This window comes from Brevibacterium renqingii (assembly GCF_017808105.1).
GTDB classification, from domain to species: Bacteria; Actinomycetota; Actinomycetes; order Actinomycetales; family Brevibacteriaceae; genus Brevibacterium; species Brevibacterium renqingii.
In genome coordinates this window covers 111,766-138,293 of record NZ_JADBHF010000009.1, presented here as the reverse complement: position 1 = coordinate 138,293, position 26,528 = coordinate 111,766, and the positions used below count along the sequence as shown (strand labels likewise).

At 67.0% G+C, this 26,528-nt stretch carries 23 protein-coding genes and 3 tRNA genes; 5 read left to right on the top strand and 21 right to left on the bottom strand.

The genetic code is table 11. The features are described from left to right. Window positions 1-75: 75 nt before the first annotated feature. The 7 genes from IHE57_RS11025 to IHE57_RS10995 all read right to left on the bottom strand — a co-directional run bounded on the left by IHE57_RS11025 (window position 76) and on the right by IHE57_RS10995 (window position 5,170). Entirely contained in the window at window positions 76-576 is a 501-nt protein-coding gene (locus IHE57_RS11025; RefSeq protein WP_209325674.1) for a hypothetical protein, read from the bottom strand. 67 nt (window positions 577-643) lie between these two features. Continuing rightward, window positions 644-1,627: a patatin-like phospholipase family protein gene (locus tag IHE57_RS11020; RefSeq protein ID WP_209325673.1), complete on the bottom strand. Its 984-nt coding sequence runs from the start codon at window positions 1,625-1,627 to the stop codon at window positions 644-646. A gap of 78 nt (window positions 1,628-1,705) precedes the next feature. Continuing rightward, window positions 1,706-2,545, bottom strand: a complete 840-nt coding sequence (locus IHE57_RS11015; RefSeq protein WP_209325672.1) for an SDR family oxidoreductase — start codon at window positions 2,543-2,545, stop codon at window positions 1,706-1,708. Window positions 2,546-2,700: 155 nt separating this feature from the next. Continuing rightward, the gene (gene acs / locus IHE57_RS11010; protein ID WP_209373015.1) at window positions 2,701-4,650 is read right to left on the bottom strand and encodes an acetate--CoA ligase; all 1,950 of its coding nucleotides are present in this window, start codon (window positions 4,648-4,650) and stop codon (window positions 2,701-2,703) included. Between the two features lie 191 nt (window positions 4,651-4,841). Beyond that, a tRNA-Phe gene (locus IHE57_RS11005) sits at window positions 4,842-4,917 on the bottom strand. Window positions 4,918-4,986: 69 nt separating this feature from the next. Further along, window positions 4,987-5,060: transfer RNA gene (locus IHE57_RS11000), tRNA-Asp, on the bottom strand. Between the two features lie 37 nt (window positions 5,061-5,097). Then, window positions 5,098-5,170, bottom strand: a tRNA-Glu gene (locus IHE57_RS10995). A 164-nt stretch (window positions 5,171-5,334) separates the two neighbouring features. Here IHE57_RS10995 and IHE57_RS10990 point away from each other — a divergent pair. Both IHE57_RS10990 and ybaK read left to right on the top strand, forming a co-directional pair. Further along, window positions 5,335-5,682 (top strand): metallopeptidase family protein, encoded by a 348-nt coding sequence (locus IHE57_RS10990; RefSeq protein WP_209325670.1) that lies wholly within the window; start codon window positions 5,335-5,337, stop codon window positions 5,680-5,682. Window positions 5,683-5,904: 222 nt separating this feature from the next. After that, window positions 5,905-6,405, top strand: coding sequence for a Cys-tRNA(Pro) deacylase (gene ybaK / locus IHE57_RS10985; RefSeq protein WP_209325669.1), 501 nt, complete (start codon window positions 5,905-5,907; stop codon window positions 6,403-6,405). A gap of 33 nt (window positions 6,406-6,438) precedes the next feature. On the opposite strand, the gene IHE57_RS10980 is transcribed toward ybaK, so the two are convergent. Continuing rightward, window positions 6,439-7,050 (bottom strand): IMPACT family protein, encoded by a 612-nt coding sequence (locus tag IHE57_RS10980; protein WP_209325668.1) that lies wholly within the window; start codon window positions 7,048-7,050, stop codon window positions 6,439-6,441. A gap of 89 nt (window positions 7,051-7,139) precedes the next feature. Between IHE57_RS10980 and IHE57_RS10975 the strand changes: the two genes are divergently transcribed. Beyond that, complete coding sequence (locus IHE57_RS10975; RefSeq protein ID WP_209325667.1) at window positions 7,140-8,504, top strand: aspartate aminotransferase family protein; 1,365 nt, start codon at window positions 7,140-7,142, stop codon at window positions 8,502-8,504. Between the two features lie 10 nt (window positions 8,505-8,514). Here the strand turns inward: IHE57_RS10975 and IHE57_RS10970 are convergent, their stop codons facing one another. Together IHE57_RS10970 and IHE57_RS10965 are read right to left on the bottom strand one after the other, a co-directional pair. Further along, window positions 8,515-10,146, bottom strand: coding sequence for an amidohydrolase (locus IHE57_RS10970; RefSeq protein WP_209325666.1), 1,632 nt, complete (start codon window positions 10,144-10,146; stop codon window positions 8,515-8,517). 23 nt (window positions 10,147-10,169) lie between these two features. After that, window positions 10,170-11,891 (bottom strand): thiamine pyrophosphate-dependent enzyme, encoded by a 1,722-nt coding sequence (locus IHE57_RS10965; RefSeq protein ID WP_209325665.1) that lies wholly within the window; start codon window positions 11,889-11,891, stop codon window positions 10,170-10,172. 173 nt (window positions 11,892-12,064) lie between these two features. On the opposite strand from IHE57_RS10965, the gene IHE57_RS10960 reads away from it, so the two are divergent. Continuing rightward, on the top strand, window positions 12,065-14,878 hold the full coding sequence (locus tag IHE57_RS10960; RefSeq protein WP_209325664.1) for an aminotransferase class I/II-fold pyridoxal phosphate-dependent enzyme: 2,814 nt from the start codon (window positions 12,065-12,067) through the stop codon (window positions 14,876-14,878). Between the two features lie 242 nt (window positions 14,879-15,120). Here the strand turns inward: IHE57_RS10960 and IHE57_RS10955 are convergent, their stop codons facing one another. After that, window positions 15,121-15,375 (bottom strand): hypothetical protein, encoded by a 255-nt coding sequence (locus IHE57_RS10955; protein WP_209373013.1) that lies wholly within the window; start codon window positions 15,373-15,375, stop codon window positions 15,121-15,123. A 54-nt stretch (window positions 15,376-15,429) separates the two neighbouring features. On the opposite strand from IHE57_RS10955, the gene IHE57_RS10950 reads away from it, so the two are divergent. Continuing rightward, window positions 15,430-15,687 (top strand): hypothetical protein, encoded by a 258-nt coding sequence (locus IHE57_RS10950; RefSeq protein WP_209373011.1) that lies wholly within the window; start codon window positions 15,430-15,432, stop codon window positions 15,685-15,687. On the opposite strand, the gene IHE57_RS10945 is transcribed toward IHE57_RS10950, so the two are convergent. From IHE57_RS10945 to pcaH, 10 genes are all read right to left on the bottom strand, one after another. Continuing rightward, window positions 15,684-16,469 carry an amino acid ABC transporter ATP-binding protein gene (locus IHE57_RS10945; RefSeq protein WP_216629761.1) on the bottom strand — a complete coding sequence of 262 codons (786 nt, stop codon included), beginning with the start codon at window positions 16,467-16,469 and terminating at the stop codon, window positions 15,684-15,686. The two genes, IHE57_RS10950 and IHE57_RS10945, sit on opposite strands and share 4 nt — an antisense overlap. Continuing rightward, window positions 16,469-17,263 carry an amino acid ABC transporter permease gene (locus IHE57_RS10940; RefSeq protein WP_209325732.1) on the bottom strand — a complete coding sequence of 265 codons (795 nt, stop codon included), beginning with the start codon at window positions 17,261-17,263 and terminating at the stop codon, window positions 16,469-16,471. The genes IHE57_RS10945 and IHE57_RS10940 overlap by 1 nt, the downstream gene beginning before the upstream one ends. A 185-nt stretch (window positions 17,264-17,448) precedes the next feature. After that, window positions 17,449-18,246, bottom strand: a complete 798-nt coding sequence (locus IHE57_RS10935; protein ID WP_253720179.1) for a basic amino acid ABC transporter substrate-binding protein — start codon at window positions 18,244-18,246, stop codon at window positions 17,449-17,451. Between the two features lie 276 nt (window positions 18,247-18,522). Continuing rightward, window positions 18,523-19,965, bottom strand: a complete 1,443-nt coding sequence (locus IHE57_RS10930) for an MFS transporter (RefSeq protein ID WP_209325662.1) — start codon at window positions 19,963-19,965, stop codon at window positions 18,523-18,525. A 232-nt stretch (window positions 19,966-20,197) separates the two neighbouring features. After that, window positions 20,198-20,935 (bottom strand): peptidylprolyl isomerase, encoded by a 738-nt coding sequence (locus tag IHE57_RS10925; RefSeq protein WP_209325661.1) that lies wholly within the window; start codon window positions 20,933-20,935, stop codon window positions 20,198-20,200. A gap of 128 nt (window positions 20,936-21,063) precedes the next feature. Beyond that, complete coding sequence (locus IHE57_RS10920; RefSeq protein ID WP_209325660.1) at window positions 21,064-22,275, bottom strand: MFS transporter; 1,212 nt, start codon at window positions 22,273-22,275, stop codon at window positions 21,064-21,066. 135 nt (window positions 22,276-22,410) lie between these two features. After that, window positions 22,411-23,736: a bifunctional 3-oxoadipate enol-lactonase/4-carboxymuconolactone decarboxylase PcaDC gene (gene pcaDC, locus IHE57_RS16835; protein ID WP_209325659.1), complete on the bottom strand. Its 1,326-nt coding sequence runs from the start codon at window positions 23,734-23,736 to the stop codon at window positions 22,411-22,413. Between the two features lie 26 nt (window positions 23,737-23,762). Then, complete coding sequence (locus tag IHE57_RS10910; RefSeq protein ID WP_209325658.1) at window positions 23,763-25,133, bottom strand: lyase family protein; 1,371 nt, start codon at window positions 25,131-25,133, stop codon at window positions 23,763-23,765. 5 nt (window positions 25,134-25,138) lie between these two features. Further along, window positions 25,139-25,723 carry a protocatechuate 3,4-dioxygenase subunit alpha gene (pcaG, locus tag IHE57_RS10905; protein ID WP_209325656.1) on the bottom strand — a complete coding sequence of 195 codons (585 nt, stop codon included), beginning with the start codon at window positions 25,721-25,723 and terminating at the stop codon, window positions 25,139-25,141. Continuing rightward, on the bottom strand, window positions 25,716-26,528 hold the full coding sequence (gene pcaH / locus IHE57_RS10900) for a protocatechuate 3,4-dioxygenase subunit beta (protein WP_209373009.1): 813 nt from the start codon (window positions 26,526-26,528) through the stop codon (window positions 25,716-25,718). The genes pcaG and pcaH overlap by 8 nt, the downstream gene beginning before the upstream one ends.

The window sequence follows — 26,528 nt, the reverse complement described above, 5'->3', positions numbered from 1 at the left end:
TTCCCCCTCTGCCTCGCCACGGTCTCTCCCGCAGTCCACCCTAGGCCATGGGCGGCGGACGATCTGGGCGGAGGGTCAGTCCTCCTCGTAGGAGTCGTCGATGACCTCCGGCATGCCGTCGATGACCGAGACCTCTTCGGTGCCGTCATCGGCGAGGGCATCGACGTTGAGGTCGTCACCGTCGAGCGCGGCGACCTCGGAGTCGTCATCGCCTTCGGAGACCATCTCGTCGCCGTCTCGATTTCCCTGCTCCGCGGCCGGCGACTGGTCGGTGTTGAACTCGTCCGAGAGGTCCGGCGCATTGTTCTCGTCCTCCCGACCGGCTCCTTCGAGGAGCTCGTCGTCGGCACCCTCGACGCCTGTGCCCCCGGGCCCGTCGGCGCCGGGCTCGACAGAGGCCTCGATGGGCTCGTCATCGTCGATGTCGGAGTCGACGTCGACCTGGTCGGCTTCGGCCTCGGCGGCAGAGAGTTCGGGGTCGTCCAACTCATCGGCCGTCGGCTCGTCGAGATCGGGGTCGTCGAGGATGGGGTCCTCGTCCAGTCGGTCAGCTGCGTTCGCTTCGAACTCGCTCATGATCTCTCCTTCGCTGGGCATCAGGCTCGGGCCCTCATTCTTGCACGTCGATCGGCCCCAGGCCAGATCACTTCCGGTCGAAGCGGTCCTTCCATTCCTGCCAGTCCCAACCGGCCAGGAACTTCTCACCCGCGGTGCGTCCCGAGGCGATGAGATCGTGTTTGGCGGCCGCGGACAGGTCGAAATCCGTGCTGCTGTGCCCGGTGGTGTCGACGAAGATCGTCCGCTCGGTCACCGAGGGGTCGTCGATGTGTCGGCGGTCGTGGGCGTTGAGCATCGTCGAGAGGAGAGATCGGGCGTATTCGAAGGTGCTGGCGTTGGGGCGCCATTGGGCAGCGGGAGTGCGCCGGGCCGAGAGCATGACGCCGAATGTCGGCCACCGTGCCGGTCGGGAGTCCTTGCGGTCGAAGACGTCGACGGGGAAGTTCGAGAGCAGACCGCCGTCGGCGCCGAGCACGGACGCGCCTCCGGCCGTGCTCGGCCGTGCCGGCAGCGACCGCGGGCGGAAGAAGAAGGGACTGGCCGCCGAGGCGCACACCGCCTCGGCGACGGACTGACCGTCCGCTTCGACTCCTAGGGAATCCTCGTAATCCCAGGGCAGACGCAGCATGCGACCCCGGGAGACGTCGGAGACGATGACGACGAGTCGGTAGGAGCGTTCCGGCGGGATCGCGGAGCCCGGGTCGGGCAGCCTGAGGTCGCCCCACGTGCGCACGCCCTGCTCGGCCAGCGTCTCGGCGAGGAAGTCGCGGAGCGCGTCACCGAGGTACATGCCCTTGTGGAACAGCAGGCCCTGCACCTTGCCGAGCCACGGCGTGATCCGGAAGGCGGGGGAGAGGTCCTCGAATTCGGCGAAGTCCTGCTCGAACACCCTCCGCCTCACCTCGTCGGCAGAGATCCCCGACGCCGCCAGCGCACCGACGATCGCTCCGGCCGAGGTCCCGGCGATGCGGTGGAAGTCGTACCCGGCCGCGGCCAGAGACTCTACGGCGCCGACGAGTCCGGGCAGTTTCGCCCCGCCGCCTTCGAGGACCAGATCGGTCGTGGCCATGCCCGCTCCCTTTCGCTCGTCTCCGCTTCCATTGTGGACCCGAGCCGAGGCGGCGCGAGGTGATCGTCGACGGCCGATTCAGTTCGCCTCGGTCGGCTGCCTGTTCGCACCGGTCCTGCCGGTGAAGTGGTCCATCGTCTGATTGACTCCGAGGAAGTCCATGACCTTGTCGAACGCGCGAGTCGGCAGCAGTCGCAGGCCCGGCACCAGACGCACGAGCGAGGGCATGACCAGCTGTTCGCGACCGGCTTCGATGGCGTCGAGGACGCGTGCGGCCACATCGGTCTCCTCGAGGATCGGCAGCAGGCGGGGGAACTTGGTGCGGACACCGTCGAACATGCCGGTGTTGATGTAGTAGGGGCAGAAGGCGAGCGTGCCGACCCGGCTGCCCTCGGTGCGCAGTTCGCTGCGCAGCGATTCGGTGAAGCCCACTGCCGCCCATTTGCTCGCCGAGTAGTCGGTCTGCCGGGCCACTCCGGTCAGGCCCGCAGCACTGGCGATGGTGACGACCGAGCCTCGGTCCCGTTCGAGCATTCCGGGCAGGAACGCCTTGGTCGTCCAGTACAGAGCCAGCGTATTGACGTCGAAGACGCGCCTGATCGCTGCCTCGTCGGTCTCGAGGAGCTTCTTGCCGGTGACGATGCCCGCGCAGTTGACGAGGATGTCGATCGGCCCGGTCCGTTCGGCCACGGCTTCGACCTCGTCGGAGTCGGCGACGTTGACGGCGAATGCCCGAGCTGCTGCGCCGGTGGCCGTGATCTCGGCACACACGGCGTCTCCGCTGTCGGCGGACAGATCCCAGATGATGACCTCGGCGGCACCGCGGGCCGCGGCGTCGAGGGCCATGAGTCGTCCGATTCCGCTGCCGGCTCCGGTGATGAGCACCCGTGCGTCGTCGATTTCGGTTCCACGCTTCATTCGTTTGCATCCTTGCAGTCGAGGTCGGTTCAGCGACTTTCGGGTGCGCGGCACGCCTTGCGGCGACCCACCCGAAAGTTACCTAACAGTACATCAGTATGACGTGGGTCACCGCAAGGGCGGAACCGAGGACGGCGTGGTCCCAGAGGCGCGGATCAGCTTTCGGCGATGCCTTTCTGGATGAGATCCATGACCGAGGAGTCGGCGAGCGTCGTGACGTCGCCGACCTCGCGGTTCTCGGCCACATCCTTGAGCAGGCGGCGCATGATCTTGCCCGAACGGGTCTTCGGCAGGTCGGGGACGAGCATGATCGACCGCGGCGTCGCGATCGGTCCGATCGAACTGCGCACATGGCTGCGCAGCTCGCTCACGACGTCGTCCCCGCCGTCCGCGGCGCTCTCGCGGAGGATGACGAAGGCTTCGATCGCCTGCCCGGTCATCTCGTCACGCGCCCCGACCACGGCCGCCTCGGCGACCTTCGGGTGGGCGACAAGAGCGGATTCGATCTCCGCGGTCGACATCCGGTGGCCGGAGACGTTGAGGACGTCGTCGACGCGGCCGAGGACCCAGAAATCGCCGTCCCGGTCGATCTTCGCTCCGTCACCGGCGAAGTACACCTCGGGGTACTGCGACCAATAGGTCTTCTCGAAGCGCTCCTCGTCGCCCCACAGCGTGCGCAGCATGGACGGCCACGGCTCCTTGATCACGAGATACCCGCCGTTGCCCGGTTCGACGGATCGGCCCTCGTCGTCGAAGACATCGGCGACGATGCCGGGCAGGGGGCGCATGGCCGATCCCGGTTTCGTCGAGGTCACGCCCGGCAGCGGACTGATGAGGATGCTGCCGTTCTCCGTCTGCCACCACGTGTCGACCACCGGGCAGCGGCCTCCGCCGATGTGCTCGCGGTACCACATCCAGGCCTCGGGGTTGATGGGCTCGCCCACACTGCCGAGCAGACGCAGGCTGGAGAGGTCGAACTTCGCGGGGATGTCGCGTCCCCATTTCATGAACGAGCGGATGGCCGTCGGCGCGCAGTAGAGGATGGAGACCTTGTACTTCTCGACGATCTCCCACCAGCGGCCGCGATGAGGTGTGTCGGGGGTGCCCTCATAGAGCACCGAGGTGGTCGCATTGGCCAGCGGTCCGTAGACGATATAGGAGTGACCGGTGACCCACCCGATGTCCGCCGCCGTCCAGTAGACGTCGGACTCCGGTTTGATGTCGAAGACCGTCCAGTGGGTGAAAGAGGTCCCGACGAGGTAGCCGCCCGTGGTGTGCAGGATGCCCTTGGGCTTCCCGGTCGTGCCGGAGGAGTACATGATGTAGAGCGGATGTTCGGAATCGAAGGCCTCGGGCGTGTGGGTCTCCGACTGCCGATCGACGACATCGTGCCACCACAGGTCGCGCCCTTCCTTCCAATCCACGTCCTGGCCGGTGCGGCGGACGACGAGGACATTGCGCACCTCGGGGCAGTCGACCATGGCTTCGTCGACGACGGACTTCAGACCCGAGGGCTTGCCCTTGCGGTAGCCGCCGTCGGAGGTGATGACGAATTCGACGCCGCAGTCCTTCACTCGATCGGCGATCGCCGAGGCCGAGAATCCGCCGAAGATGACGGTGTGCGGGGCGCCGAGGCGGGCGCAGGCGAGCATGGCGAACACCGTTTCGGGGATCATCGGCATATAGATCGCGACCCGGTCGCCGGTCTTGACTCCGAGCTCCGTCAGCGCATTCGCGGCCTTGGAGACCTCGCGCAGCAGGTCGGAGTACGTGATGGTGCGGGTGTCGCCGGACTCGCCTTCGAAGTAGTAGGCGACGCGATCGCCGAGGCCGTTCTCGACATGGCGGTCGACGCAGTTGTAGGCGGCATTGAGCTTGCCTCCGACGTACCACTGGGCGTTGGGCTTGTCCGACCAGTCGAGGACCGTGTCGAACGGGGTGTCCCAGGTGATCCTCTTCGCCTGCTCCTCCCAGTAGCCGATGCGATCTGCCGCAGCCTTGTCGTATTCTTCGGCTGTCGCGTTCGCATTGGCGGCGAACTCCTCTGGGGGCGGGAAGGTCCTGTCCTCGTGGCTGAGTTCCGTGATCGTCGGATTGTTCGTCATCGTGTGCTCCTTTCGCCATGCCTCACAACGACGTGGTGCATGGATTCGAACTCCCCTTCAACCTACTCCAGTTGATGTGGATTTCAAGGGTGTCCGAGGCCAGGAGGCCGTGCGGTCAGGGCCGCTCGGGAAATCGGGGAACGACGAAGCCCCGCTCCCCAGCGAAAAACTGGGGAAGCGGGGCTTCCTTCTGGTGGCTCCGACCGGCGTCGATCCGGTGACCTTTCGATTTTCAGTCGAACGCTCTACCAACTGAGCTACAGAGCCTGGTCGCCGACACACTGCAAGTATGTCGAGAGAAACAAAGGCTCTTCCGAAGAAGAGCCTTGTGCTCCGCGACCCTGACGGGACTCGAACCCGCGACCTCCGCCGTGACAGGGCGGCGCGCTAACCAACTGCGCCACAGGGCCTTGCTGTTGTGGTTTCAGACCTTTCGATCTTACACCGTACCCCCAACGGGATTCGAACCCGTGTCGCCGCCGTGAAAGGGCGGTGTCCTAGGCCTCTAGACGATGGGGGCCTAGTTTGTCCTCGGATTCTCCGTGGGCAACGACGTTAAGCTTATCCCACCCGATTTGCCGAATGCAAAACGAGAGGGAGTGTCCTCGGTCACAGACCCGGGAGGCTGTTCTCGAGCCGCTGCCGGCCGGATGGAGGGGCTCGCGTGGGGCTAGGGTGGAGAGTATGGAGTCCCTGGGTGATGACGAGTTCGAAGCGATCCTCGACGAGGCTCTCCAGCTGCTGCCGACCGGGGTGACCGATCAGCTGGACAACGTCGCCCTGTTCGTCGAGGGCCGGCCGGAGAACGGGGACCGGCACCTGCTCGGCCTCTACGAGGGGACCCCGATCGGCGAACGCGGGATCTCGGGCCTCGAGCTGCCCGACACCATCTTCATCTATCGCGACAACCTCATCGACTTCGCCGCCGACCGTGACCATCTGCGAGACGAGATCGTCGTGACGATCGTCCACGAGATCGCTCATTTCTACGGCATCGACGATGAGCGGCTGCACGAACTCGGCTGGGGCTGAATTCGCGGTCGAGGCCCCGCTCCCGCAGGCTACCGACAGGTCACTTCGTGTGGTCGGAATTGGCGCTCGCGCCGACACTTCGCCTATTGTGGGCGGGTAAACCATCAGCACCGATACAACAATTCCGTCCGTATCGACGCGGGAACACGGGATCGCCGACGGTCCTGGGCAGCAGCGCCCATTGTGTCCTGCGAACTTGCGGGCAGGAGGCACTACCCCCTTATGACAGTTGCATCCAAACCCACAGGCGTGGCTACCCCGGCCGTGCGAGTGCTCAACCTGGCAGGCATCGATTACAGTCTGCGCAGCTTCGATCATGACCCTTCCACTCGCCGCTACGGCTCGGAGGCCGCCGACAAGCTCGGCGTCAGCTCGGACCAGGTATTCAAGACCCTGATGATCCAGGTCGACGGCTCTCCCGTGACCGCGCTCGTCCCGGTCTCCGGACAGCTCGATCTCAAGGGCCTGGCCTCCGCGCGCGGAGCGAAGAAGGCCCAGCTGGCAGGTGTGGCCGAGACCGAGCGTCGGACCGGGTACCCCGTCGGGGGAGTCTCCCCCTTCGGGCAGCGCCACGCCGTGCCCGTCGTCATCGACCGCACCGCCCTCGATCATTCCGCTGTGTTCGTCTCGGCCGGCCGACGCGGCCTCGAGATCGAGATCCGTCCCGAGGACCTCGTCATGCTCACCAATGCGCAGGTGGCCAAGATCGCCACACTCGACTGAGTCGCGGCTTCGCCGCACGATGGAGCCTGCGGCTCACACCCATTCGACCTCACCGACGGCCGGCTCTGCCTGCCCGGCGGTGAGGTCGGCGTACATCTCGAGGGCCGCGTCCACCTCGGCGAGGGGCACGAGGACGTCGAGTCCCACCTCACCGCCGTATTCGGCTCGTGTCGTCCAGCCCCGATTGCCGGCCGCCCGCTCGAGGGCGTTGGCCTGGGCGTAGTCCACATCCGCCCGCACCGGCACGAGTTCGTGCCGAGTGATGATCCGTGCCCGCTCCACCGCCTCCGAGGCGGCCTGCCCGTAGGCGCGCACGAGTCCGCCCGCGCCCAGCAGGGTGCCGCCGAAGTACCTGGTCACGACCGCGACGACATAGGTCAGCTGGTGTCCGGAGACGACGTCGAGGATCGGGGCGCCGGCGGTCCCGGCCGGTTCGCCGTCGTCGCTGAAGCGCTGCGTGCGCGAATCCGGGTCGAGGACGAACGCTGAGCAGTGGTGTCGGGCCTTCGGACGCACGGCGCGACAGTCTGCGATGACCGCGCGGGCCTCGCCCTCGTCGGCGGCGGGGGAGAGGCGGGCGAGGAAGCGGGACTTCTTGATCTCGATCTCGGCCTCGACACTGGTGGCGATGGTCCGGTACGACATGCTCGTCACTGTAGTCGAATCTGTTCTACGATGAGCTGACAGGCGCGGATCTCACGCTCCGCCAGCCCCTCCTCGGCGAAAGGGTGACAATGGTGCACCAGCTCAGCGATGTCGATCTCGCAGCGATCAAGGACGAAGCCGCCCGAGCCCACGAGCTCGACCGCGCGCACGTCTTCCACTCCTGGTCGGCGCAGCGTCTCATCGATCCTCCGACCGTGGTCAGAGCCCAGGGGTCGACGATCGTCGACGGTGACGGGCAGGAGTTCCTCGACTTCTCCTCCCAGCTGGTGAACACGAACATCGGTCACCAGCACCCGGCCGTCGTCGCCGCGATCAAGGACCAGGCCGATCTGCTGTGCACGATCAGCCCGGCCACTGCCAATGCCGCCCGCTCGGAGGCCGCCCGGCTCATCACCGATCGCACGCCGGCGGGACTGGACCGCGTGTTCTTCACCAACGGCGGGGCCGATGCGAACGAGCACGCCATCCGCATGGCCCGCCTGCACACCGGCCGGACCAAGGTGCTCTCACGCTACCGGTCGTATCACGGCGGAACCCAGACGGCCGTCAACGTCACCGGCGATCCCCGCCGCTGGGAGAACGAACACGGAGATGCCGGCGTCGTCCATTTCTTCGGCCCCTTCCTCTACCGGTCCGAGTTCCACGCCGCCACCGAGGCGGAGGAGACCGAACGCGCGCTTCACCACCTCGAACGGACCATCCAGTTGGAGGGTCCGGCGACGATCGCGGCGATCATCCTCGAATCCATTCCCGGCACTGCCGGCATCATGGTTCCCAGCCCCGAATACATGCAGGGCGTGCGGGCACTGGCCGATGAGTACGGGATCGTCCTCATCGCCGATGAGGTGATGGCCGGATTCGGGCGGTCGGGCAAGTGGTTCGCCTTCGAGCACTTCGACATCGTCCCCGACCTCATCACCTTCGCCAAGGGGGTGAACTCCGGATATGTGCCGCTGGGCGGTGTGGTCATCAGCGACGCGATCTTCGAGACCTTCGCCGAGCGCGTCTACCCCGGCGGGCTGACCTATTCGGGCCATCCCCTGGCCTGCGCGGCCGCCGTCGCCACGATCAACGCGATGGCTGATGAAGGGATGATCGAGCACGCCGCCCGCATCGGCGAGACCATCATCGGGCCCCGGCTGCGGCAGATCGCAGAGAACTCGAAGCACGTCGGGGAAGTCCGCGGCACGGGTGCGTTCTGGGCGATCGAACTCGTCTGGGACAAGGAGACGAAGGAGCCGCTGGCTCCCTACGGCGGCGGATCGCCCGAGGTCGCCTCGGTCGTCGCGGCACTCAAGGAGCACGGCGTCGTGCCGTTCAACAACTACCACCGACTGCACGTGGTCCCGCCGATCAACATCAGCGAGGAGGACCTCGAACGCGGACTCGGAATCTTCGAGAAGGTGCTCACCGACCTCGACTTCTCCCGCTGACCCCGCGGGGTCAGCGGGCGTCGTGGGTGAAGTTGCCGCCGAGGACGGTGGCGCGGATCGGGATCTGTGAGATCTCGGTCGGGCCCACCTGCCCGGGGTGGGTGTCGAGGGCGACGAAGTCTGCGAGCTTCCCGCGGCTCAGCGTGCCCTTGTCCGCGCCCTGGCCCGAGGCCGCGGCGGCGTTCACGGTGTAGGCCGCGAGAGCCTCGTCGGCGGTGAGGCGCTCGGCGGCCGAGCCCATGACGTCGCCGTCACGGGTGGCGCGGGTGACGAAGGCTTCGATCCCGCGCAGCACATTGCCGTCGGCACAGGGCCGATCCGAGCTGCCGGCGAGCAGGACACCGGCGTCGAGGAAGGACTTGGCCCGGTAGAGCAGATGTCGGCGCTGCGGTCCCAGGGAAGCATTCATGCCGTCGCCGATGCCCTCGGCGAAGGCCGACTGCGGGGTCACGACGATGCCGTTCTCGGCCAGCGTGGCCAGGTGCTCGTCATGGACCATGGCGGCATGTTCGATCCGGTTGGGCACCGCGCGGCGGCCGAACCGTTTCTGCGCATCGACGATGTTGGCCACCGCCGCGTCGACGGCGGCATCGCCGATCGCATGCACGGCGACCGACCAGCCCGAGGCGTAGGTGTCGAGGATCTGCTGCCGCAGCACCTCGGCGTCGGCCTGGAGATAGCCGGGATGGTCCTTGCCCGCATAGTTCTCCCGCAGCGCCGCGGTCTCGCCGGACAGGGCCCCGTCCATGAAGAACTTCACCGGGCCGATCGAGATGAGATCATCGCCGAGGCCGGTGCGCAGTCCCGCATCGAGACCGATGCCGAATCCGTCGGCCGAGTTCGCCGCGATCGTGTGCAGTCCATCGGCCTGCGGCATCAGCTGGGCCCGGGCTCGCAGCCGGCCCTCTTCGCGGGCACGCAGATAGGCGCTGATCTCGATGGGGGAGTGGCCGATCCACCCGTAGGCGATGCCGCACTCGCCGAAGGAGGTGATGCCCTCCTTCGCATAGTAGGCCGTGGCGAGGTCGATCGCCTCGACGAGGGTGTCGAGGGAGTAGGGACGGATGAGGTCCTGGACGAGCGCCTGCGCGGTCTCCTCGAGCAGACCGGTCGGGTGGCCGGCCGGGTCGGTGACGACCTTGCCGCCGACCGGTTCGGTGAAACCGGGGTCCAGGATGCCGGCCCGGCGCATCGCCTCGGTGTTGACGATCGCGGCGTGGCCGGAGGTCTGGCGCATGAACAGCGGGCGGTCGCCGGTGATCTCGTCGAGGCGGGCCAGCTCGGGGTACTGACCGTCGTAGTCGCGATGGGCGTATCCGGTGGCGTTGATCCACTCCCCGGCCGGCGTCGCGGCCGCCGCCTCCTCGAGCGCGGAGTAGACGTCGGGCAGCCCGCCCGGCAGCGCCGTGACATCGACGGAGGCCAGAGTCAGACCGAACCAGGCGGTGTGGCAGTGGGCGTCGGTGAAGCCCGGCAGCACCGTCGCCCCGCCCAGCGATTCGATCCGGTCGGCATCGACGCCGTCGAGGTCCTCGTCGAAGCCGATGATTCGGCCGTTGAAGACCCCGATCCTGCTGGCCCTCGGCCGCTCGGGGTCGAGGGTGTGGGCATCGAGGTCGGTGAAGATCGCGTCGATTCTCATGAGGCCACCTTAGTCAGGACGGTTCATGCCCGGGGCAGGCGGGCGCCGCGGATGCTCGGATCGGTGAGGCAGTGGACGAGGGACAGGCCCTTGTGCGCCAGCGCCCGGTCGAACGCCTCCCGGAAGTCGGCGGTCCTCTCGACCCGGATTCCGAGTCCGCCGAAGGCCGTGGCCATGGCTGCGAAGTCCGGATTCTGCAGCGCCGTGGCCGGGGCCCGACCCGGGTACTCACGATCCTGATGGCCGCGGATCGTGCCGTAGACCGAATTGTCGTTGATGACGATGGTGATGTCGGCACCGTACTGAGCCGCGGTGGCCATCTCCTGACCGTTCATGAGGAAGTCGCCGTCGCCGGCGATGCAGAACACGGGCCGTTCGGGATGGACGAGACCGGCGGCGACCGCGGCCGGCAGCCCGAAGCCCATCGAGCCGTTGCGCGGTCCCAGCGCCGAGGGGAACCCGTGGGTGGGCAGGAACCGGGTCGCCCAGCCGGAGAAGTTCCCGGCCCCGTAGGTGATGATCGCATCACTCGGCAGCAGCTGCCTGACGTGCACGAACGCCTCGTCCATATCGACGAAGCGATCGCTGGAATCGGGTCCGGGGACCTGCGGAGCCCGCCAGTCGTCGAGTTCGGCCCGGGCCTCGCGCACCCATTCGGGCAGCGGCACCGCATGGCCGGCCGCCTCGGAGAGGGTGTCGCCGAGCGGCGGTTCGTCGATCGATCCGTCGGAGGAGACCGAATAGGTCCGCGACCCGTCCTCGGTGAACAGGGATTGGGCGAACCGGTTCACCGAGGTCACGATGTGCTGGTCGAGACGGCCGAAGTGTCCGTGAGCATCGGCGTCGGGGCCGATGACGACGGTGCGCTGATCGGTGCCGAGGGTGAACCCGGCTGTGGCCACATCGGTGCGGACGCAGCCGAGGAAGATGTGCAGGTCCGCCTCGTCGAGGACCCGCTTGGCCACCGGGGCCGCACCGTAGCCGAGGATGCCGAGGAAGTTCGGGCTGTCGTGATCGATGCCGTCATAGGCGCGGAACGTCCCGAGCACCCCGAGACCGCGATCGCGAGACCATTGGGCGATGCGTTTGGACGTCGACGGCGACCAGTCCTCACCGCCGATGATGAGGACGGGTCGGTCGGCGGCGGTGATGCGTGCCCGCAGCTCCGTGACATCCCCGGCGTAGGGCGACGCCGAACCGAGCACGCGCGGCGGCAGCACGGTCCCGGCGCTGGCACGGACCAGCACTTCCTCGGGCAAACCGACGACGACGGGGCCCGGCCGGCCGGATACGGCGGTGTGCATGGCGTCGACGACGACCTCGGCGGCTTTGTCGGGGTCGTCGAGGGTGAGCACTTTCTTCGTCGTCGTGGAGAACCAGCCGTTGAGGTCGAACTCCTGGAAGGACTCCCGGCCGCGATGGTCGGTGGGGATGAGGCCGACGAACACGACGAGCGGGGTGGCGTCCTGAAAAGCGGTGTGGATGCCGACCATGACGTTCGAGGCGCCGGGGCCGCGGGTGACCATGGCGATGCCGGGCACCCCGGTCATCCGCCCTTCGGCCACGGCCATATAGGCCGCCCCGCCCTCCTGCCGGCAGACGATCGGGGCGATGGACGAATCATGGAGGCCGTCCATGACGTCGAGGTAGGACTCACCGGGCACCAGATAGGCGCGGCGGACCCCGTGGGCTTCGAGCTCCTCGACGATGAGATGGCCGGCGGAAAGCGACGCGGAAGTGTCCATACCCCATGCTTATCATTCTTTTGTCTCATGTGGTCCCCGCCGGGCGCATCGAACAGTGTGAGGTCGTATGATCTTGCAACAACGGAATCAGTGCGGCGCTCCCGCCTGAGCCCGTGAGCAGGAATCGTCGTCAGTCGGCGACGAATGACTACTGACAGCCAGGAGGCTCACGCATGACCGGCATCGACTCCGACCATCCATCGGCGCAGGCGATCGGAATCACCGAAGCCGATGCCGTCGCCAGGCGAGGTCGAGCGGGATTCCAGTCGACGCCGCGCAAGGCCAACCTCGAACGGGACCCGGGCATGCCCGCGAGCACCTGGCGGCTGCGCTCGGACGCCTGGGAGTATCTGAAGTTCGCGATCAAGCGTCTGGCTGCCAGCGGCGGGGACTTCTCGATGATCGCCGAGGACGGCGAGGTCTGGCGGTCCCTGCGCTCGCTGCGGACCATGGAGCTCTACTGGGGCGGCTTCGGTCAGCGCTATGTCGAGGAGATCACGGACCTGCTCTCGAACGGCGAATTCGACCGGGCCCATGACATGATCACCCGGGCGGTCAACCGACTGCGCGGGACCACCGTGCCCGACACCGGTGAGGACGAGCTGACCGAGGACGAGCGCGCCGAACTCAAGGACCGGCAGGACACCCGCCCCCGCTTCGAGGTGCTCATCGTCGACGAGACCACCGAAGGCGGCCGCGACGAGCTGCACTCCGACCTGCTCAAGCTGCGCAACCCCTCCGACCAGTTCATCTACGACTACGTCGTCGTCCCGACCGCCGACGACGCCGTCGCCGCGGCGCTGACGAACCCGAACCTGCTCGCCTGCGTCATCCGGCCGGGCTTCACCGACCGCACGCGCGAGGTCCTCAGCCGCGATCTGCGCGATGCCGTGGAGTTCGCGCACCGGTCGACGAAGGAAGCGCCGACGGGCCCGATGAGTCCGCTCAACTCGGTCCGTCGGGTGCTCCGGCTGGCCGACACATTGGCGGGTCTGCGCCCGGAACTCGACCTCTACCTCATGGCCGGTGCGCACATCGAAAGCCTCGCCGGGGCCCTGACCCACCGGTTCCGCCGTGTGTTCCGCCGCGAAGACCAGTTCGAACTGCACCTGTCGCTGCTGCGTCGCGCCCAGCACCTCTACGACACCCCGTTCTTCGACGCGATCCGCGAACACGCCCGCCGTCCGGCCGGAGTCTTCCATGCCCTCCCGGTCTCCCGCGGAGGCTCTGTCGTCGGTTCGAAGTGGATCGGCGACTTCGTCGACTTCTACGGACTCAACCTGCTACTCGCCGAATCCAGCGCCACCTCCGGCGAGCTCGATTCCCTGCTCGCCCCGGTGAACACGCTGAAGAAGGCGCAGCTGCTGGCCGCCCGCGCCTTCGGCGCCAAACGCACCTACTTCGTCACGAACGGCACCTCGACGGCGAACAAGATCGTCCACCAGGCCGTCGTCGCCCCCGACGAGGTCGTCATGGTCGACCGCAACTGCCACAAGTCGCACCATCACGCACTCATGCTCACCGGCGCCCGCACCGCCTACCTCGAGGCCTACCCGCTCAACGACGTCGCTTTCTACGGGGCGGTGCCGCTCAGCCGGATCAAGCAGCTCCTGCTCGACTACCGGGCTGCCGGCCGCCTCGACGAGGTGCGGATGGTCACTCTGACCAACTGCACCTTCGACGGGATCGTCTACGACGCGTACAAGGTCATGGCCGAGTGCCTGGCCATCAAACCCGACCTCGTCTTCCTCTGGGACGAGGCCTGGTTCGCCTTCGCCCGATTCCACCCGGTCACGCGCAAGCGCACGGCCATGTACGCGGCCGAACGCCTCGAGGACACCCTGTCCACCGACGCCCACGCCGCGGCCTACCGGGAGCAGCAGAAGCGCCTCTTCGATCCCGAGACCGGTCAGCCCGCTCCCGACGAGGTGTGGCTGGCTGAGGATCTGCTGCCGCCGCCGGACGCCACGATCCGGGTGTATGCGACCCAGTCGACCCACAAGACGCTGACCGCTCTGCGGCAGGGATCGATGATCCACGTCTACGACCAGGAGTTCGCCTCCGGTGCGGAGGAGGCCTTCCACGAGGCGTACATGACGCACACCTCGACATCTCCGAACTACCAGATCCTGGCCTCCCTCGATCTCGGTCGCAGGCAGGTCGAGATGGAGGGCTTCGCGCTCGTGCAGAAGCAGCTCGATCTGGCGATGAGCCTGTCCGCGGCGATCGCGCGGCACCCGCTGCTGAAGAAGACGTTCAAGGTGCTCACCGCCGCGGACCTGATCCCCGCCGACTACCGGGTCACCGACCGGACGATGCCGCTGCGCGACGGTCTGGCGACGATGTGGAACGCCTGGGTGACGGACGAATTCGTCGTCGACCCCAGCCGCATCACCGTCGAGATCTCCGGCACCGGCGTCGACGGAGATACGTTCAAGCACGAGCACCTCATGGACCGCTACGGCATCCAGGTGAATAAGACGAGCCGCAACACCGTGCTGTTCATGACGAACATCGGCACTTCCCGGTCGGCCGTGGCCTACCTCATCGAGGTCCTCGTCAAACTGGCGGGGAGGTTCAACGACCCGCACGAACAGCAGGAGCAGGACGCCTTGAGCGAGCCCGCCGCGGTGATGCCACCGCTGCCGGACTTCAGCGCCTTCGCGCCCGAATACGCCGCCGAGGTGCCCGCCGACGATCCGTCCAAGCAGCTTCCCGACGGTGACCTGCGCACCGCCTACTATGCCGGTCTGCGGCGGCAGAACATCGAGCACGTCCTCCCGCACGAGCTGCGCCGCCGCGTCGAGAACGGTGAGCGGCCGGTCTCGGCCGGGTTCGTCACCCCGTACCCGCCGGGCTTCCCCGTGCTCGTGCCCGGCCAGATCATCACCGCCGAGGTCCTCGACTTCATGTCGGCACTCGACACCCGCGAGATCCACGGATACGAGGCCAAGCTGGGCTACCGAGTGATCCTGCCGCAGGAGTAGCGCCCGCCCCGAACCTTCGCCGAGCGGACCACTCAGCGTCGGGAGGACCAGTTGTGGCTGGTGCTCCCGACGCCAAGCTGCGTCGAAGCTGTTCTCAGGCGCGGCATGAACCGCTGCGGCTCGTCCATGAAGCCTCTGCGACCGGGCATCCGCGGACCTATGGCGATATTCGGGACAATACGGAGAAGCTCAAGATCCTCATCCGCTCCCACGCAGACGAACTGCCGCAAGGCGCGGTGTTCTCACACATCTCTGCCGCAGTGATCCATGGATTGGACCCACCGTTTCCCGCCGCTGACGTCGCCGAGGTGATCCGAGAGGGATTCCACCGAATAGCCGACCATCCGGATCCGGGAACGACAGCATCCCGCCGAGGATGCCGATGCAGTCGCCGATCTCCCGGTGACGACGATCAGGCGCACGCTGCTCGACATCGCCCACGACTGCACGCTGGAGACCTCGGCGCCGATCATCTCGTCTGCGACGAGGCGATGCATCGATCGAAGAGCTGTCGCGAACGGCATGAATCGCCCGGCGAATCACTGTGCGCGGTGAAGTTCTTCAGGTTCGGCATCACAGGGGTGCAGCCGCAGGCCGACACATTCGACGAGTCAGGGACGTGGATCGCGCGCAACGACTTCAGGCACGAACGTCTGCCGGTGATCGCGGAATTCCACGGTGTCGGCAAGTACTATCTCAACGAAAAGGGGCCGGACCGGGCGAGCAGTGAGAACCACGAACGGCACATGAGACTCCTCAACGCCGGCTTCCGGATCTTCAACCTCGTGTGGGAAACCCGCCAGGCCTAGCCCAGCTGCCCGGGATGGAGGACGCGGGCGAGGAAGTCCTTCGTCCGCTGCTCCTGCGGGTCGCCGATGACGTCCTTGGCCGGGCCCGATTCGACGACGACTCCGCCGTCCATGAAGACCACCCGGTCGGCGACCTGCCGGGCGAACTCCATCTCGTGCGTGACCACGACCATCGTCATGCCCGCCTCGGCGAGGTTGCGCATGACCTGGAGGACATCACCGACGGTCTCGGGATCCAGCGCCGAGGTGGGCTCGTCGAAGAGCATCACATCGGGATCCATGCTCAGGGCCCGTGCGATCGCCACACGCTGCTGCTGACCACCGGACAGAGACGAGGGCTTGGCATCGATCTTCTCGGACAGTCCGACTTTCGCGAGATTCTCCTCGGCGACCCGGTCGGCCTCGGCCTTCGACCGGCGCAGGACCTTGATCTGGGCGACCGTGAGGTTCTCCCTTACGGTGAGGTGGCCGAAGAGGTTGAAGGACTGGAAGACCATGCCGATGCGGGTGCGGGCGGCATCGATGTCGAGGTCGAGGTCGGTCATGTCCATGCCGTCGACGACGATCGACCCTCCTGTCGGGTCCTCGAGGACGTTGATGCACCGGAGCATCGTCGACTTTCCCGATCCCGAGGGCCCGATGACGCAGACGACCTCGCCCTTGTCGACGTCGAGGCTGATATCCGTGAGCACCTGATTCGATCCGAAGCTCTTCTGCAGGTTCCTGATCGCGATGATCGGGGTTCCGGTCTCCCGCAGCGAGGCGGTTGCTGAGGTCGTCATCATTTCACTCCTGAATCGGCGGAACCGTACTTCTTCTCGAGCACTCGTGACAGATACGACAGCGGGATCGTGATCACGAGGTAGCAGAGCGCGACGACGATGAACGGGGTGAGGTTCGCGGTGTTGACGATCTCGGCTCGCGCGAGTGCTGTCAGTTCGCGGCCGTCGACGGAGGAGCCGAGGATGTAGGCCAGCGAGGAGTCCTTCGTCAGCAGGATGAGCTCGTTGGTCAGGGGCGGCAGGATGATCCGCATCGCCTGCGGCAGGACGATCGTGAACATCGCGCGTGAGGAGGACATGCCCAGCGACCTCGCCGCCTCGACCTGGCCTTTGGGCACGGCCTGGATGCCGGCGCGGATCGTCTCGGCCATATAGGCGGAGGAGACGAGCGCCAATGCGATCATGATGATGATGAGCTGAGGGAGGTTGAAGCCCTTGAACGCCAGAGGGAGGCCGAAGCCCATGACGAGGAAGACGACGAGCGCGGGCAGGCCGCGGAAGAACTCCGTGTAGACGAACGCCAACCAGCGGTAGACCCCGACCGAGGACAGTCGCATGAGCGCGAGCACGATCGCGATCGCCAGTCCCAGGACGAAGCCGAGGCCGGTGAAGACGACGGTGTTCTTCAGTGCCTTGGTGATGACATCGGGGAACATGCCGATCGCGATGTCGATGCGACCGAAGGTGTCGATGAGCGTCGGCCAATCGGCGACGACGGCGATGACGACCGCGATGACGATGAGGATCGCGTACTGGATGCCGCGGGAGAGCTTGGCCTTCTGCCGTTTGCTCATCTTCGCTTTGGGTGTGGCATCAGCTGTGGCGGTGGGAGCCGTGGGGCCGGTCGGGCCGCGCTGCTGGCTCGCAGGAGGTGTTGACATGAGGTGCTGTCCTTCTGACGCGGTGGGGCAGTGGTGAGAGCCGAACGCGCGGCCGACCGCGGGACAGAGCCCGCAGCCGGCCGCCTCGTCAGCGGTGATCACTTGGGTGCGTCGCCGAACCACTTCTCGTAGATCTTGTCGTACTCTCCGTTGTCCTTGATCTCGGCGAGGGTGTCGTCCACGGCCTTCTTCATCTCCGCGTTGCCCTTCTTCATGCCGATGCCGTAGTGCTCGCCGGTGTCGATGTCGAAGCCGACGGCGAATCCGTCGTTGTTCGCCGCGTAGTCGTAGAGCACGCCGTTGTCGTTGATGACCGCGTCGGCCTGACCGTTCTTGAGCGCTTCGAGCGAGAGCGGGAGATCCTCATAGGTGACGACCTCGGCGTCCTTGAAGTGCTCCGTCGCGTAGTCGAGGCCGGTGGTTCCGGCCTGTGCGGCGACCTTGAAGTCCTTGAGCCCGTCTTCGTCCTTGGCCGTCTTGTCCTCACGGGTGAGGATCGCCTGATTGGCAGGGAAGTAGGGTTCGGAGAAGTCGATGGCTTCCTCGCGTTCCGGCGTGATCGTCATGGCCGCGGCCGCCACATCGCACTGATCCTGCGCGAAGGAGGCGCCGGCCGTGATCGGCTCGAAGGGAACGTTGACGATCTCCTGCTCGACGCCGAGCTTCTTCGCCACAGCATCGACGATGTCGACGTCGAAGCCGACGACCTCGCCGTCCTCCTCGAACTGGAAGGGCTGGTAGGACAGGTGGGTGCAGGTCGTCAGCTTGCCCTCCTTGACCAGGGGAACTCCGCCCTCGGCGGTTGCTGCGGGTTCGGAATCGCCTCCACCGCCGCAGGCGGACAGGGCGAGCATGGCGCCGACGGCCACGATGGCCAGGGTCGAGCGTCGTTTCATGGTTCCTCCAGAGGATCGGTGACGGGATGTCACGCAAACGGTCCGCGCAGACGTCCGTGTCTGAGCAGTGTCTGTGAAGGAGCCTATCGTGAACTGAGTCACATTGTGTCGCTGCGGGCCGCCGTCGCCGCGGTTGTGACGCAATCGTAGTCATTCGCGGTGGAAGCGATGACCGCCAAGGCGGGCCTGCGGGGCATGAAGCGAGCGACCCCGCTCGCAACCGTTGTCAGCGGTCGTCGAGCGGGGTCGATCGGCGGATGTTCAGGCTGCGGGGGCTCAGCTGAGCTGGTCCTCCATGTCGATCTCCGAGGTGTCCTTGGCCAGCCACAGAGCGACGAACGTGAGGATCGCCGCCGCGATGATGTAGAGGCCGCAGTAGAAGATCGTGCCGCCCTCGGCTTGCCACAGCGCGACCATGGCGAAGGGAGCAGGGCCTGCGCCGATGACGCTGGACATGTTGTACGACACCGCCGAGCCGGTGTAGCGGACGTTGGCCGGGAAGAGCTCCGGAAGGTAGGCGGCCATCGGCCCGAAGGTCAGCCCCATGAGGATGAAGCCGATGATGAGGGCGAGGACGACGCCTATGGTGCCGGCGTTGAACAGGGCGTTGACGACGAGGCCGTAGGCGGCGATGAGCACGGTGACGCCCAGGAGCATCTTCCGTCGGCCCAGCTTCTCCGCCAGCGGCCCGGAGACGACGGTGAAGATGCCGAAGAACACGACTCCGATGATGAGGTAGGTGAGGAACTCGCTCTTCGAATAGCCCAGCCCTGCGACGAACCCGGCGGGATCGAAGGTCTTTCCAGCCGCCTCAGCGGCGGTCTGCGCCTGTTCCGGGCTGGCCGGGGAGGTGCCGTAGGTCAGCGTGAACGCGGTCATGAAGTAGAAGATGACGTAGGTCGCGAGCATGATGAAGGTGCCGAGGACGAGCGGCTTCCAGCTCGTGGCGAAGACGCGACCGATCGGGGCCTTGGAGATCTGCTGCTTCTGTGCGACCAGCTGGAAGGCCGGGGTCTCCATGAGGGAGAGGCGGACGTAGAGGCCGACGGCCACGAGGAGTGCGGAGAGGAGGAACGGGATGCGCCAGCCCCAGGCGAGGAACGCCTCGGGCGAGGTCCATTCGCTCAACCCGACGAAGAGCAGGTTGGCGATGATGAAGCCGACCGGTGCGCCGAGCTGAGGGAAGGTGCCCCAGATGGCGCGTTTGCCCTTCGGGGCGTTCTCGGTGGCCAGCAGGGCCGCGCCGGACCATTCGCCGCCGAGTCCGACGCCCTGGCAGAAGCGCAGGAGGACGAGGCACAGGGGAGCCAGCACGACCCAGCCCGGCGTCGAGGCGGTCGGCAGCAGCCCGATGAGGAAGGTGCCGATGCCCATGATGAGCAGGGAGGCGATGAGCGTCTTCTTCCGGCCGACGCGGTCGCCGAAGTGGCCGAAGATGATCGAGCCGAGGGGGCGGGCGACGAAGGCGACGCCGAAGATCGCGAAGGAACTCAGCAGCTGCGTCGTCGAGGTCTGGTTGGGGAAGAAGAGCGCTGGGAAGACCAGCGACGAGGCGGTCGCATAGGCGTAGAAATCGAAGAATTCGATCGTCGTGCCGACCATCGAGGCGGTCAGCACCTTGCCTCGGGTGTTGTTCTTCCGGGTCGCTGCGATGGCGTCGGTTCCGGTCGCTGCCCCAGGTGCTGCGTCGGGGCTGCCCGGCTGTGTTTCGGTGGACATGGTGTCGTTGTGCTCCGCTGGTTCGTGTGTCTGCAGGCACGGGCGGGTGGTGCTCGTGTCAATGGAAAGGGCCGTCGGCGCTGTGCTGGGACAGCGTCGACGGCGACGAGTAGACACTACGCCCGTCTCAGAAAGCCCGCCCTTGGAGTCTCAACCAGTGAGATAGAGGGAGGGCTCGAGCAGGGCGGTTCGACCATTGCGGAGCGTTGATCGTCGTGACCGCAGAGCAGCTTCACTCGCCGACGGTGACTGCCTCGATGGTCACCTTCTCCTTCGGTGCGCCGTCTCCGGCGCCGGAGTCCGTGCCCTTGGCGGCGATGTCCGCGACTGTCTTCGTGCTGGCCTCATCGAGGGTCCCGAAGACGGTGTAGTCCGGCGGCAGCGAGCTGTCGTCATAGACGACGAAGAACTGGGAGCCGTTGGTGTCGGGACCGGCGTTGGCCATGGCCAGGGTGCCGGCGGGATAGCTCTCGGAACCGTCGAGCTCATCGGCGAACGAGTAGCCCGGGCCGCCGCTGCCGGTGCCCGTCGGGTCCCCGCATTGGAGGACGAAGATGCCTTCGGTGGTCAGGCGGTGGCAATCGGTGTCATCGAAGTACTTCTGCTCGGCCAGGGACAGGAAGCTGTTGACGGTGCAGGGCGTGCCCTCGGCGTCGAGGGTGATGGCCAGGTCGCCGGCGCTCGTGGCGATGGCGGCACCGACTTCTCCCGTCGCCTGAGGCGTCTCATCCGGAGCCGCGACGTCCTTGGCCGCGGCCCCGGAATCGGAGGGGTAGGAGCACGTTCCCGCGTCGGCCCCGGCCGAGGAACCGGAGCCGGCCGAACCGTCTGCGGAGTCGCTCGAATCGGAGGACCCGCACCCGGTCAGGACGATCAGTGCGAGAACGGCCATTGCGGCCAGGACGAGGAGAACGGACGATTGCGGGCGTCGGGTCAGGGCGTGCGAGCGACTCTGCGCGGGATAGTCCATGCCTTCATCGTATAGTCAGCCGACTACTGGTCATGTTCGGATACTTTCCGGGGGAAGAAAGTATCCGAAGGTGACCACAAGTTGCCGGAAGGCGGGAGCTGTGTGGCGCGAACGCGGTCGCGGCGGGCTCAGGTCTCGATGGAGGAGCGGCCGCGGGAATCCGGGGAGCCGCCTCGGCGGAGGACGATGGCGACGGTGATGACGACGAGGCCGGCCAGGCACAGGCCGACGCCGACCCAGGCGGGTGCCCGGTAGCCGAGTCCCGCGGTGATGACGATGCCGCCGAGCCACGCGCCGAGGGCGTTGGCGAGATTGAACGCGGCATGGTTCATGGCCGCGGACAGGCTCGGGGCGTCATGGGATTCGCGGAGCAGACGCATCTGCAGCGCCGTGGTGATCATGGATCCGGCGATGCCGATGAGGAAGAGCGCGATGATGGCGATCGCCGCGATGTGGGTGAAAGCGCCGAAGGCGGCCAACACGAGGGCGGAGAGGATCATGCCGCCGGTGGCCGAGCGTTCGATGGACTTGTCGACCAGCGGTCCGGCGATGAGGGAGCCGGCGGTCATGCCCAGGCCGTAGACGGCCAGCACCCAGGGGATCGCGGTTCCGGGGACGCCGGCCACATCGGTCATCGTCGGGGCGACATAGGTGTAGACGGCGAACATGCCGCCGAATCCGACGGACCCGGCGAGCAGCGTGAGGATGATCTGCGGCCTGGCGATCGCCTTCATCTCTCCGCGGGCCGACGGTGCGGATCCGAGCTGCACGCGGGGAACGGCGATGGCGACCATGATGACCGTGAGCACGCCCAGTGCCGCGACCAGCGTGTAGGCGCTGCGCCATCCGAGCAGGTTGCCCAGCGCCGTTGCGAACGGGACTCCGAAGATGTTCGCGATGGTCAGCCCCAGCATCACTCGCGACATGGCGCGGCCTCGCCGATTGACCGGTACGAGTGAGGCGGCCACGACCGCACCGATCCCCAGGTAGGCGCCGTGGGGCAGGCCGGAGACGAATCGTGCGATGTTGAACAGACCTGCGGTCGGGGCGAGCATCGAGGCGAGGTTGCCGAGGGCGAAGAGGCCCATGAGGCACAGGAGGAGCAGCTTGCGGTCCATGTGCGCCGCGATCGTCGTGATCAGAGGAGCGCCGACGACGACGCCGATGGCGTAGAAGGACACAGCGTGTCCGGCCTGGGGGACGGTGATGCCGAGTTCCGCGGCGATCATCGGCAGCAGACCCATCGTCGCGAACTCGGTCACGCCGATCGCAAAGGCACCGATCGCAAGCGCGAACACGGCGAATTTGTAGACTCCGCGGGAGACCGGGGCTTCGCTCATAGGACTCCTTCGGAAGACGGCAGGTTCGGAGGACGACCGCACCAGCCTATTGCCCATCGAGCTTCCTCGACAGCTCTGGAGCCCTCAATGTGACGATTCGAACAGCCCGGGCGGGCTTGCGGCAACCCTGCCGGCTCAGCTCTCGGCGGGGCTTTCGCCGGTCTCCTCCTCCATCTCCGCCAGGGCCTGCGCAGCCACGGAGAAGGCGGTGTTCGCGCTCGGCACCGAGCAGTAGATCGCCGATTGGAGGAGCACTTCCTTGATCTCGTCGCGGGTGAGCCCGTTGCGGACGGCGGCCTTGACATGCATGGCCAGCTCCGCTTCGTGGCCGCCGGCGATCATCGCGGTGAGCGTGATGGCCGACCGCATGCGGCGATCGATGCCCGGACGCGTCCAGATCTCGCCCCAGGCGTAGCGGGTGATGAGGTCCTGGAAATCGGAGGTGAATTCGTCGATCTTCGCATTCGCCCGGTCGACGTGGGCATCGGAGAGCACCTGCCGCCGCACGGTCATGCCCGCCTCGCGCACCTCGTCCCGACTGGCCTCACGCGGTCCCGAAGCCGTCGGCAGCGGGGACGGCGCACCGGAGTCGGCACCGACAGCACCGGTTCCGCCGGCCCCGCCGCCGAGCCCCTTGCCGCGCAGGAAGTCGTCCAACAGGCCCGCGGTCACGGCGGGTGCCTCGGCGGGAACGAGATGGGCGGCGCCCTCGATGACCTCGAGCAGAGCTCCCGGCACCTCTCCGGCGATCTCGGCGAGCTTCGCGGCAGGCGTCGGCTGGTCCTCGGAGCCGGCGACGGCCAGCAGCGGAAGGGAGATCTCCGACAGGCGCTGCCGGACGTCGAAATCGGCCAGCGCGAAGCACAGCGCGGCATAGGAGAACCGGTCGGCGTCCTGAAGCGAGTGCAGCAGAGCCGCCGAGGCCTCGGGCTCGCGGTCCATGAAGCCTTCCCCGAACCACCGCTGGGCCGAACCGATGATCTGCGTCGGCGTGCCCGAGGTCGCCACCGTCTGTGCGCGCTCCTCCCAGGCTGCGGCTTCGCCGATCTTCGCCGCTGTGCAGAACACGGCGACCCGTCCGAAGCGCGCGGGGCGGTCGAGGGCCAGCTGCAGGGCGATCGCCCCGCCGATCGAATCGCCGGCGAGGTCGACCGGAGTGCCGGGAGGGGCCGCATCGGGAAGGACGCGGTCGAGGGTGGCGAGGACCGCCTCGGCGAGGTCGCTCATCGTCACTCTGGGCGCGACCGAGGTCCCCGCGGGGACGTCGATGGGAGCCGACCGACCGTGACCGGGCAGGTCGATGCCGATGACCGTCGACTCCGGGCTCAGCGCCGCGAGCTGGGTGGCCGTCTGCTGCCACAGTGCGGCGACCGAGGTGCCCAGCGAGGGGAGGACGACGAGGACCCTGGCCTCGGTCGCCTGGGTTCGGGGTGCGGCGAGAACGGATGCGGTGAGCTCCATGGATGTCACTTTCTCTGTCATTTGTCTCAGTCGTAGGAAGGCAGGTCGATCTCCTGCGGTCCGGCCCGGTCGATGGCGGCCAGGATGTCCCGGCGGATGTCCTCGGCCTCGCCGAGGTAGCTTTCGGGGGTGAAGAAGTCCTCGATCCCGTCCTCGTCTCCGACCGCCTTCCGCAGCGCGGCCACCGGGTCGGTGCCGGCAGCGACGATGGCGGCGAGTTCGTCCTTGGACAGACGGTCACCGTAGACGATGGCCAGCTTCTCGCCGAAGAGCCCGGGACCGGCGGCATCGAGGTTCGCGCGCATGGCTTCGGGCCTCACGCTCAGGCCGGCGATCATCTCGTCGAGGATGATCAGCGACGAGATCGCCAGGGTCATCAGCTCGGACAGGGCCGGCCATTCGGCGTGCCAGGCCCCGTCGGAGCGTTCCTCGACCGCCTCGGCGGCGGCCGTGGTCAGGGTCGACAGCGCACCGGGAACACGCATGCCGTTGCGGTGGAGCAGCACCGCCGAGGTGGGATTCGACTTGTGCGGCATCGCCGAGGATCCGCCGGTCGAAGCCAGGGACATCTCCCCGATCTCGGGGCGGACGCCGACGAGGACGTCGCGGGCGATCGATGCGCCGACTGTCACGCACTGGGCCAAGTGGGACCCCCAGGACAGGATGCGGACGCGATCGGTGTGCCAAGGCACGGAGACCCGCTTCAGCGCTGCATCGGGGCCGACCATCTGCATGTGGAACTCGCGCAGCAGCGATTCCGTCGACGCTCCGGCGAACCACCGGATCGCCGCCCGTGTTCCCGCGGCCCCTCCGACCTGCACGTAGTCGACGAAGGGAGCCAGGGTCTGCACCTCGATGACCTCGGCGGCCCAGGCTGCGGCCTTGAGCCCGAAGGTCGTCGGCAGTGCGGGTTGGGTCAGCGTCCGGGCCAGGCACAGGGTGTCCGCATGGGATTCGGACAGGTCGACGAGAGACGCGCCGATGACCTCGAGGCGGGCCTGCATCTGCCGGACGACACGGGAGACGAGCAGACCGATCGCGGTATCGATGACGTCCTGGCTGGTCAGACCCCGGTGCAGGCAGCGCGCGGCCTCCGGGCTCAGCCGGGAGCGGACGAGACCGAGGAACGGGATGACGGGATTGCCTCCCGCCTCGGCGTTCTCACCCAGAGTCTGGAGCTCTGCATGGTCGTCGGTCAGCGTCCTGATGGTCGCATCGATGGCGGCAGTCACCTCGGTGCGCGCCTCCGACGACACCAGCCCCACCCGTGCCTGGGCGATGATCCAAGCCGTCTCGACCTGGCCGATCGCGGTGATGAGCGCGGCGTCGTCGATGGCCTCGGCGCCGCGCAGATCACCGGGGGCGAAGAGGAATCGGGTGTGGGCGGTGTCGGTCATCGGTGTCAGTCCTCGTGGCCGGGGAATCGGAGGAAGGGCGTTTCCTCCTCACCCTGCAACCGTATGTCGAAACGCAGTGATCCGTCAGCCCCTCGGGTGGCGATCAGCCGGTTTCTCTCGGCCTCATCGAGGGAGGACAGGAACGGGTCGGCAGCCAGCGCCTCGGTGTGCTCGGGCAGATAGATCCTGGTGAAGAGGCGATTGAGCAGTCCTCGGGCGAAGACGACGACGCTGATGAAAGGCGCCTTGTCCGCCTCGGTGGGGCCGGGATCGACGGTCGAGAAGCTGAATACGCCCTCGGGGTCGACGGCGGCGCGTCCGAAGCCGGTGAAGGTGAAGCCGTTGCGGCGCAGCGAACCCGTTTCACGGGGGACGACGCCGTTCTCATCGGGCTGCCAGATCTCGAGGATGGCGTCGGGCACGGGGACTCCGGCACCGTCGTAGACGACTCCGGTCAGCTGCACGGCTCGGGCCGAGCCCGGTGGGACGAGTTCGCTGTCGTGGTCGTAGGGCAGGGCGTAGCCGTAGAACGGGCCGACGGTCTGCCCCGGGGTCGGCGTGAGGTCCGGGGTCGCGGTGTGGTCAGTCATCGTCCTCTTCTTCCATCCAGGTCCGGTCGGCTCCGGTGAGCACGATGTCCCAGCGGTAGCCCATGAGGAATTCGTGCTCGGTGATGTCGTGGTCATAGGTCGCGACGAGGCGGTCGCGGGCTGATCGGTCGGTGATCGACTGATAGATCGGGTCGAGTGCGAAGAGCGGGTCACCGGGGAAGTACATCTGGGTGATCATGCGCTGGGTGAACTCGGATCCGAAGAGCGAGAAGTGGATGTGGGCCGGTCGCCAAGCATTGTGGTGGTTCTTCCACGGGTAGGGGCCCGGTTTGATCGTGGTGAAGGAGTACGAGCCGTCATCGCCGGTCAGGGTGCGTCCGACACCGGTGAAGTTCGGGTCGATCGGGGCCGGGTGCTGATCGCGTTTGTGGATGTAGCGACCGGCCGAGTTCGCCTGCCAGATCTCCACGAGCTGATTTCGCACGGGCCGGCCCTGTCCGTCGAGCACACGCCCGGTGACGCGGATGCGCTCGCCGATGGGTTCGCCGTCGGCCTGGATGGTCAGGTCCGATTCGAGGGTGCCGATGTCACGGTGGCCGAAGGCCGGGGAGAAGAGCTCGATGGTCTCGGGATCGGCGTGGCGGGGATCCTTCGTCGGATGCCGCAGGATCGAGGAGCGGTAGGGCCGGTAGTCCAGGCGCGGCTGGGTCTCCGGCTTCTTCCCGCCGTCCACGTCCTCGGTGTAGGCGGATTCGATGTCTGCGATCTCCTTCGACAGCGTCGCCTGGGACTCGGCGGCGTCATCGGGACCTTTGGCGGTGTCCGAGGTCGGCTGTGGACTCAT

Excerpts from the sequence above, each read along its gene's own strand:
- IHE57_RS10965 (WP_209325665.1), bottom strand. The coding sequence starts at position 11,891 with ATGGACACTTCCGCGTCGCTTTCCGCCGGCCATCTCATCGTCGAGGAG.
- IHE57_RS10970 (WP_209325666.1), bottom strand. The coding sequence starts at position 10,146 with ATGAGAATCGACGCGATCTTCACCGACCTCGATGCCCACACCCTCGAC.
- IHE57_RS10990 (WP_209325670.1), top strand. The coding sequence starts at position 5,335 with ATGGAGTCCCTGGGTGATGACGAGTTCGAAGCGATCCTCGACGAGGCT.
- IHE57_RS11025 (WP_209325674.1), bottom strand. The coding sequence starts at position 576 with ATGAGCGAGTTCGAAGCGAACGCAGCTGACCGACTGGACGAGGACCCC.
- IHE57_RS10945 (WP_216629761.1), bottom strand. The coding sequence starts at position 16,469 with ATGACGACCTCAGCAACCGCCTCGCTGCGGGAGACCGGAACCCCGATC.
- acs (WP_209373015.1), bottom strand. The coding sequence starts at position 4,650 with ATGACGAACAATCCGACGATCACGGAACTCAGCCACGAGGACAGGACC.
- pcaDC (WP_209325659.1), bottom strand. The coding sequence starts at position 23,736 with ATGGAGCTCACCGCATCCGTTCTCGCCGCACCCCGAACCCAGGCGACC.
- IHE57_RS11020 (WP_209325673.1), bottom strand. The coding sequence starts at position 1,627 with ATGGCCACGACCGATCTGGTCCTCGAAGGCGGCGGGGCGAAACTGCCC.
- IHE57_RS10925 (WP_209325661.1), bottom strand. The coding sequence starts at position 20,935 with ATGGACTATCCCGCGCAGAGTCGCTCGCACGCCCTGACCCGACGCCCG.
- IHE57_RS10920 (WP_209325660.1), bottom strand. The coding sequence starts at position 22,275 with ATGAGCGAAGCCCCGGTCTCCCGCGGAGTCTACAAATTCGCCGTGTTC.
- ybaK (WP_209325669.1), top strand. The coding sequence starts at position 5,905 with ATGACAGTTGCATCCAAACCCACAGGCGTGGCTACCCCGGCCGTGCGA.
- IHE57_RS10980 (WP_209325668.1), bottom strand. The coding sequence starts at position 7,050 with ATGTCGTACCGGACCATCGCCACCAGTGTCGAGGCCGAGATCGAGATC.
- pcaH (WP_209373009.1), bottom strand. The coding sequence starts at position 26,528 with ATGAGTCCACAGCCGACCTCGGACACCGCCAAAGGTCCCGATGACGCC.
- pcaG (WP_209325656.1), bottom strand. The coding sequence starts at position 25,723 with ATGACTGACCACACCGCGACCCCGGACCTCACGCCGACCCCGGGGCAG.
- IHE57_RS10960 (WP_209325664.1), top strand. The coding sequence starts at position 12,065 with ATGACCGGCATCGACTCCGACCATCCATCGGCGCAGGCGATCGGAATC.
- IHE57_RS10940 (WP_209325732.1), bottom strand. The coding sequence starts at position 17,263 with ATGAGCAAACGGCAGAAGGCCAAGCTCTCCCGCGGCATCCAGTACGCG.
- IHE57_RS11015 (WP_209325672.1), bottom strand. The coding sequence starts at position 2,545 with ATGAAGCGTGGAACCGAAATCGACGACGCACGGGTGCTCATCACCGGA.
- IHE57_RS10975 (WP_209325667.1), top strand. The coding sequence starts at position 7,140 with ATGGTGCACCAGCTCAGCGATGTCGATCTCGCAGCGATCAAGGACGAA.
- IHE57_RS10910 (WP_209325658.1), bottom strand. The coding sequence starts at position 25,133 with ATGACCGACACCGCCCACACCCGATTCCTCTTCGCCCCCGGTGATCTG.
- IHE57_RS10935 (WP_253720179.1), bottom strand. The coding sequence starts at position 18,246 with ATGAAACGACGCTCGACCCTGGCCATCGTGGCCGTCGGCGCCATGCTC.
- IHE57_RS10930 (WP_209325662.1), bottom strand. The coding sequence starts at position 19,965 with ATGTCCACCGAAACACAGCCGGGCAGCCCCGACGCAGCACCTGGGGCA.
- IHE57_RS10955 (WP_209373013.1), bottom strand. The coding sequence starts at position 15,375 with ATGCATCGCCTCGTCGCAGACGAGATGATCGGCGCCGAGGTCTCCAGC.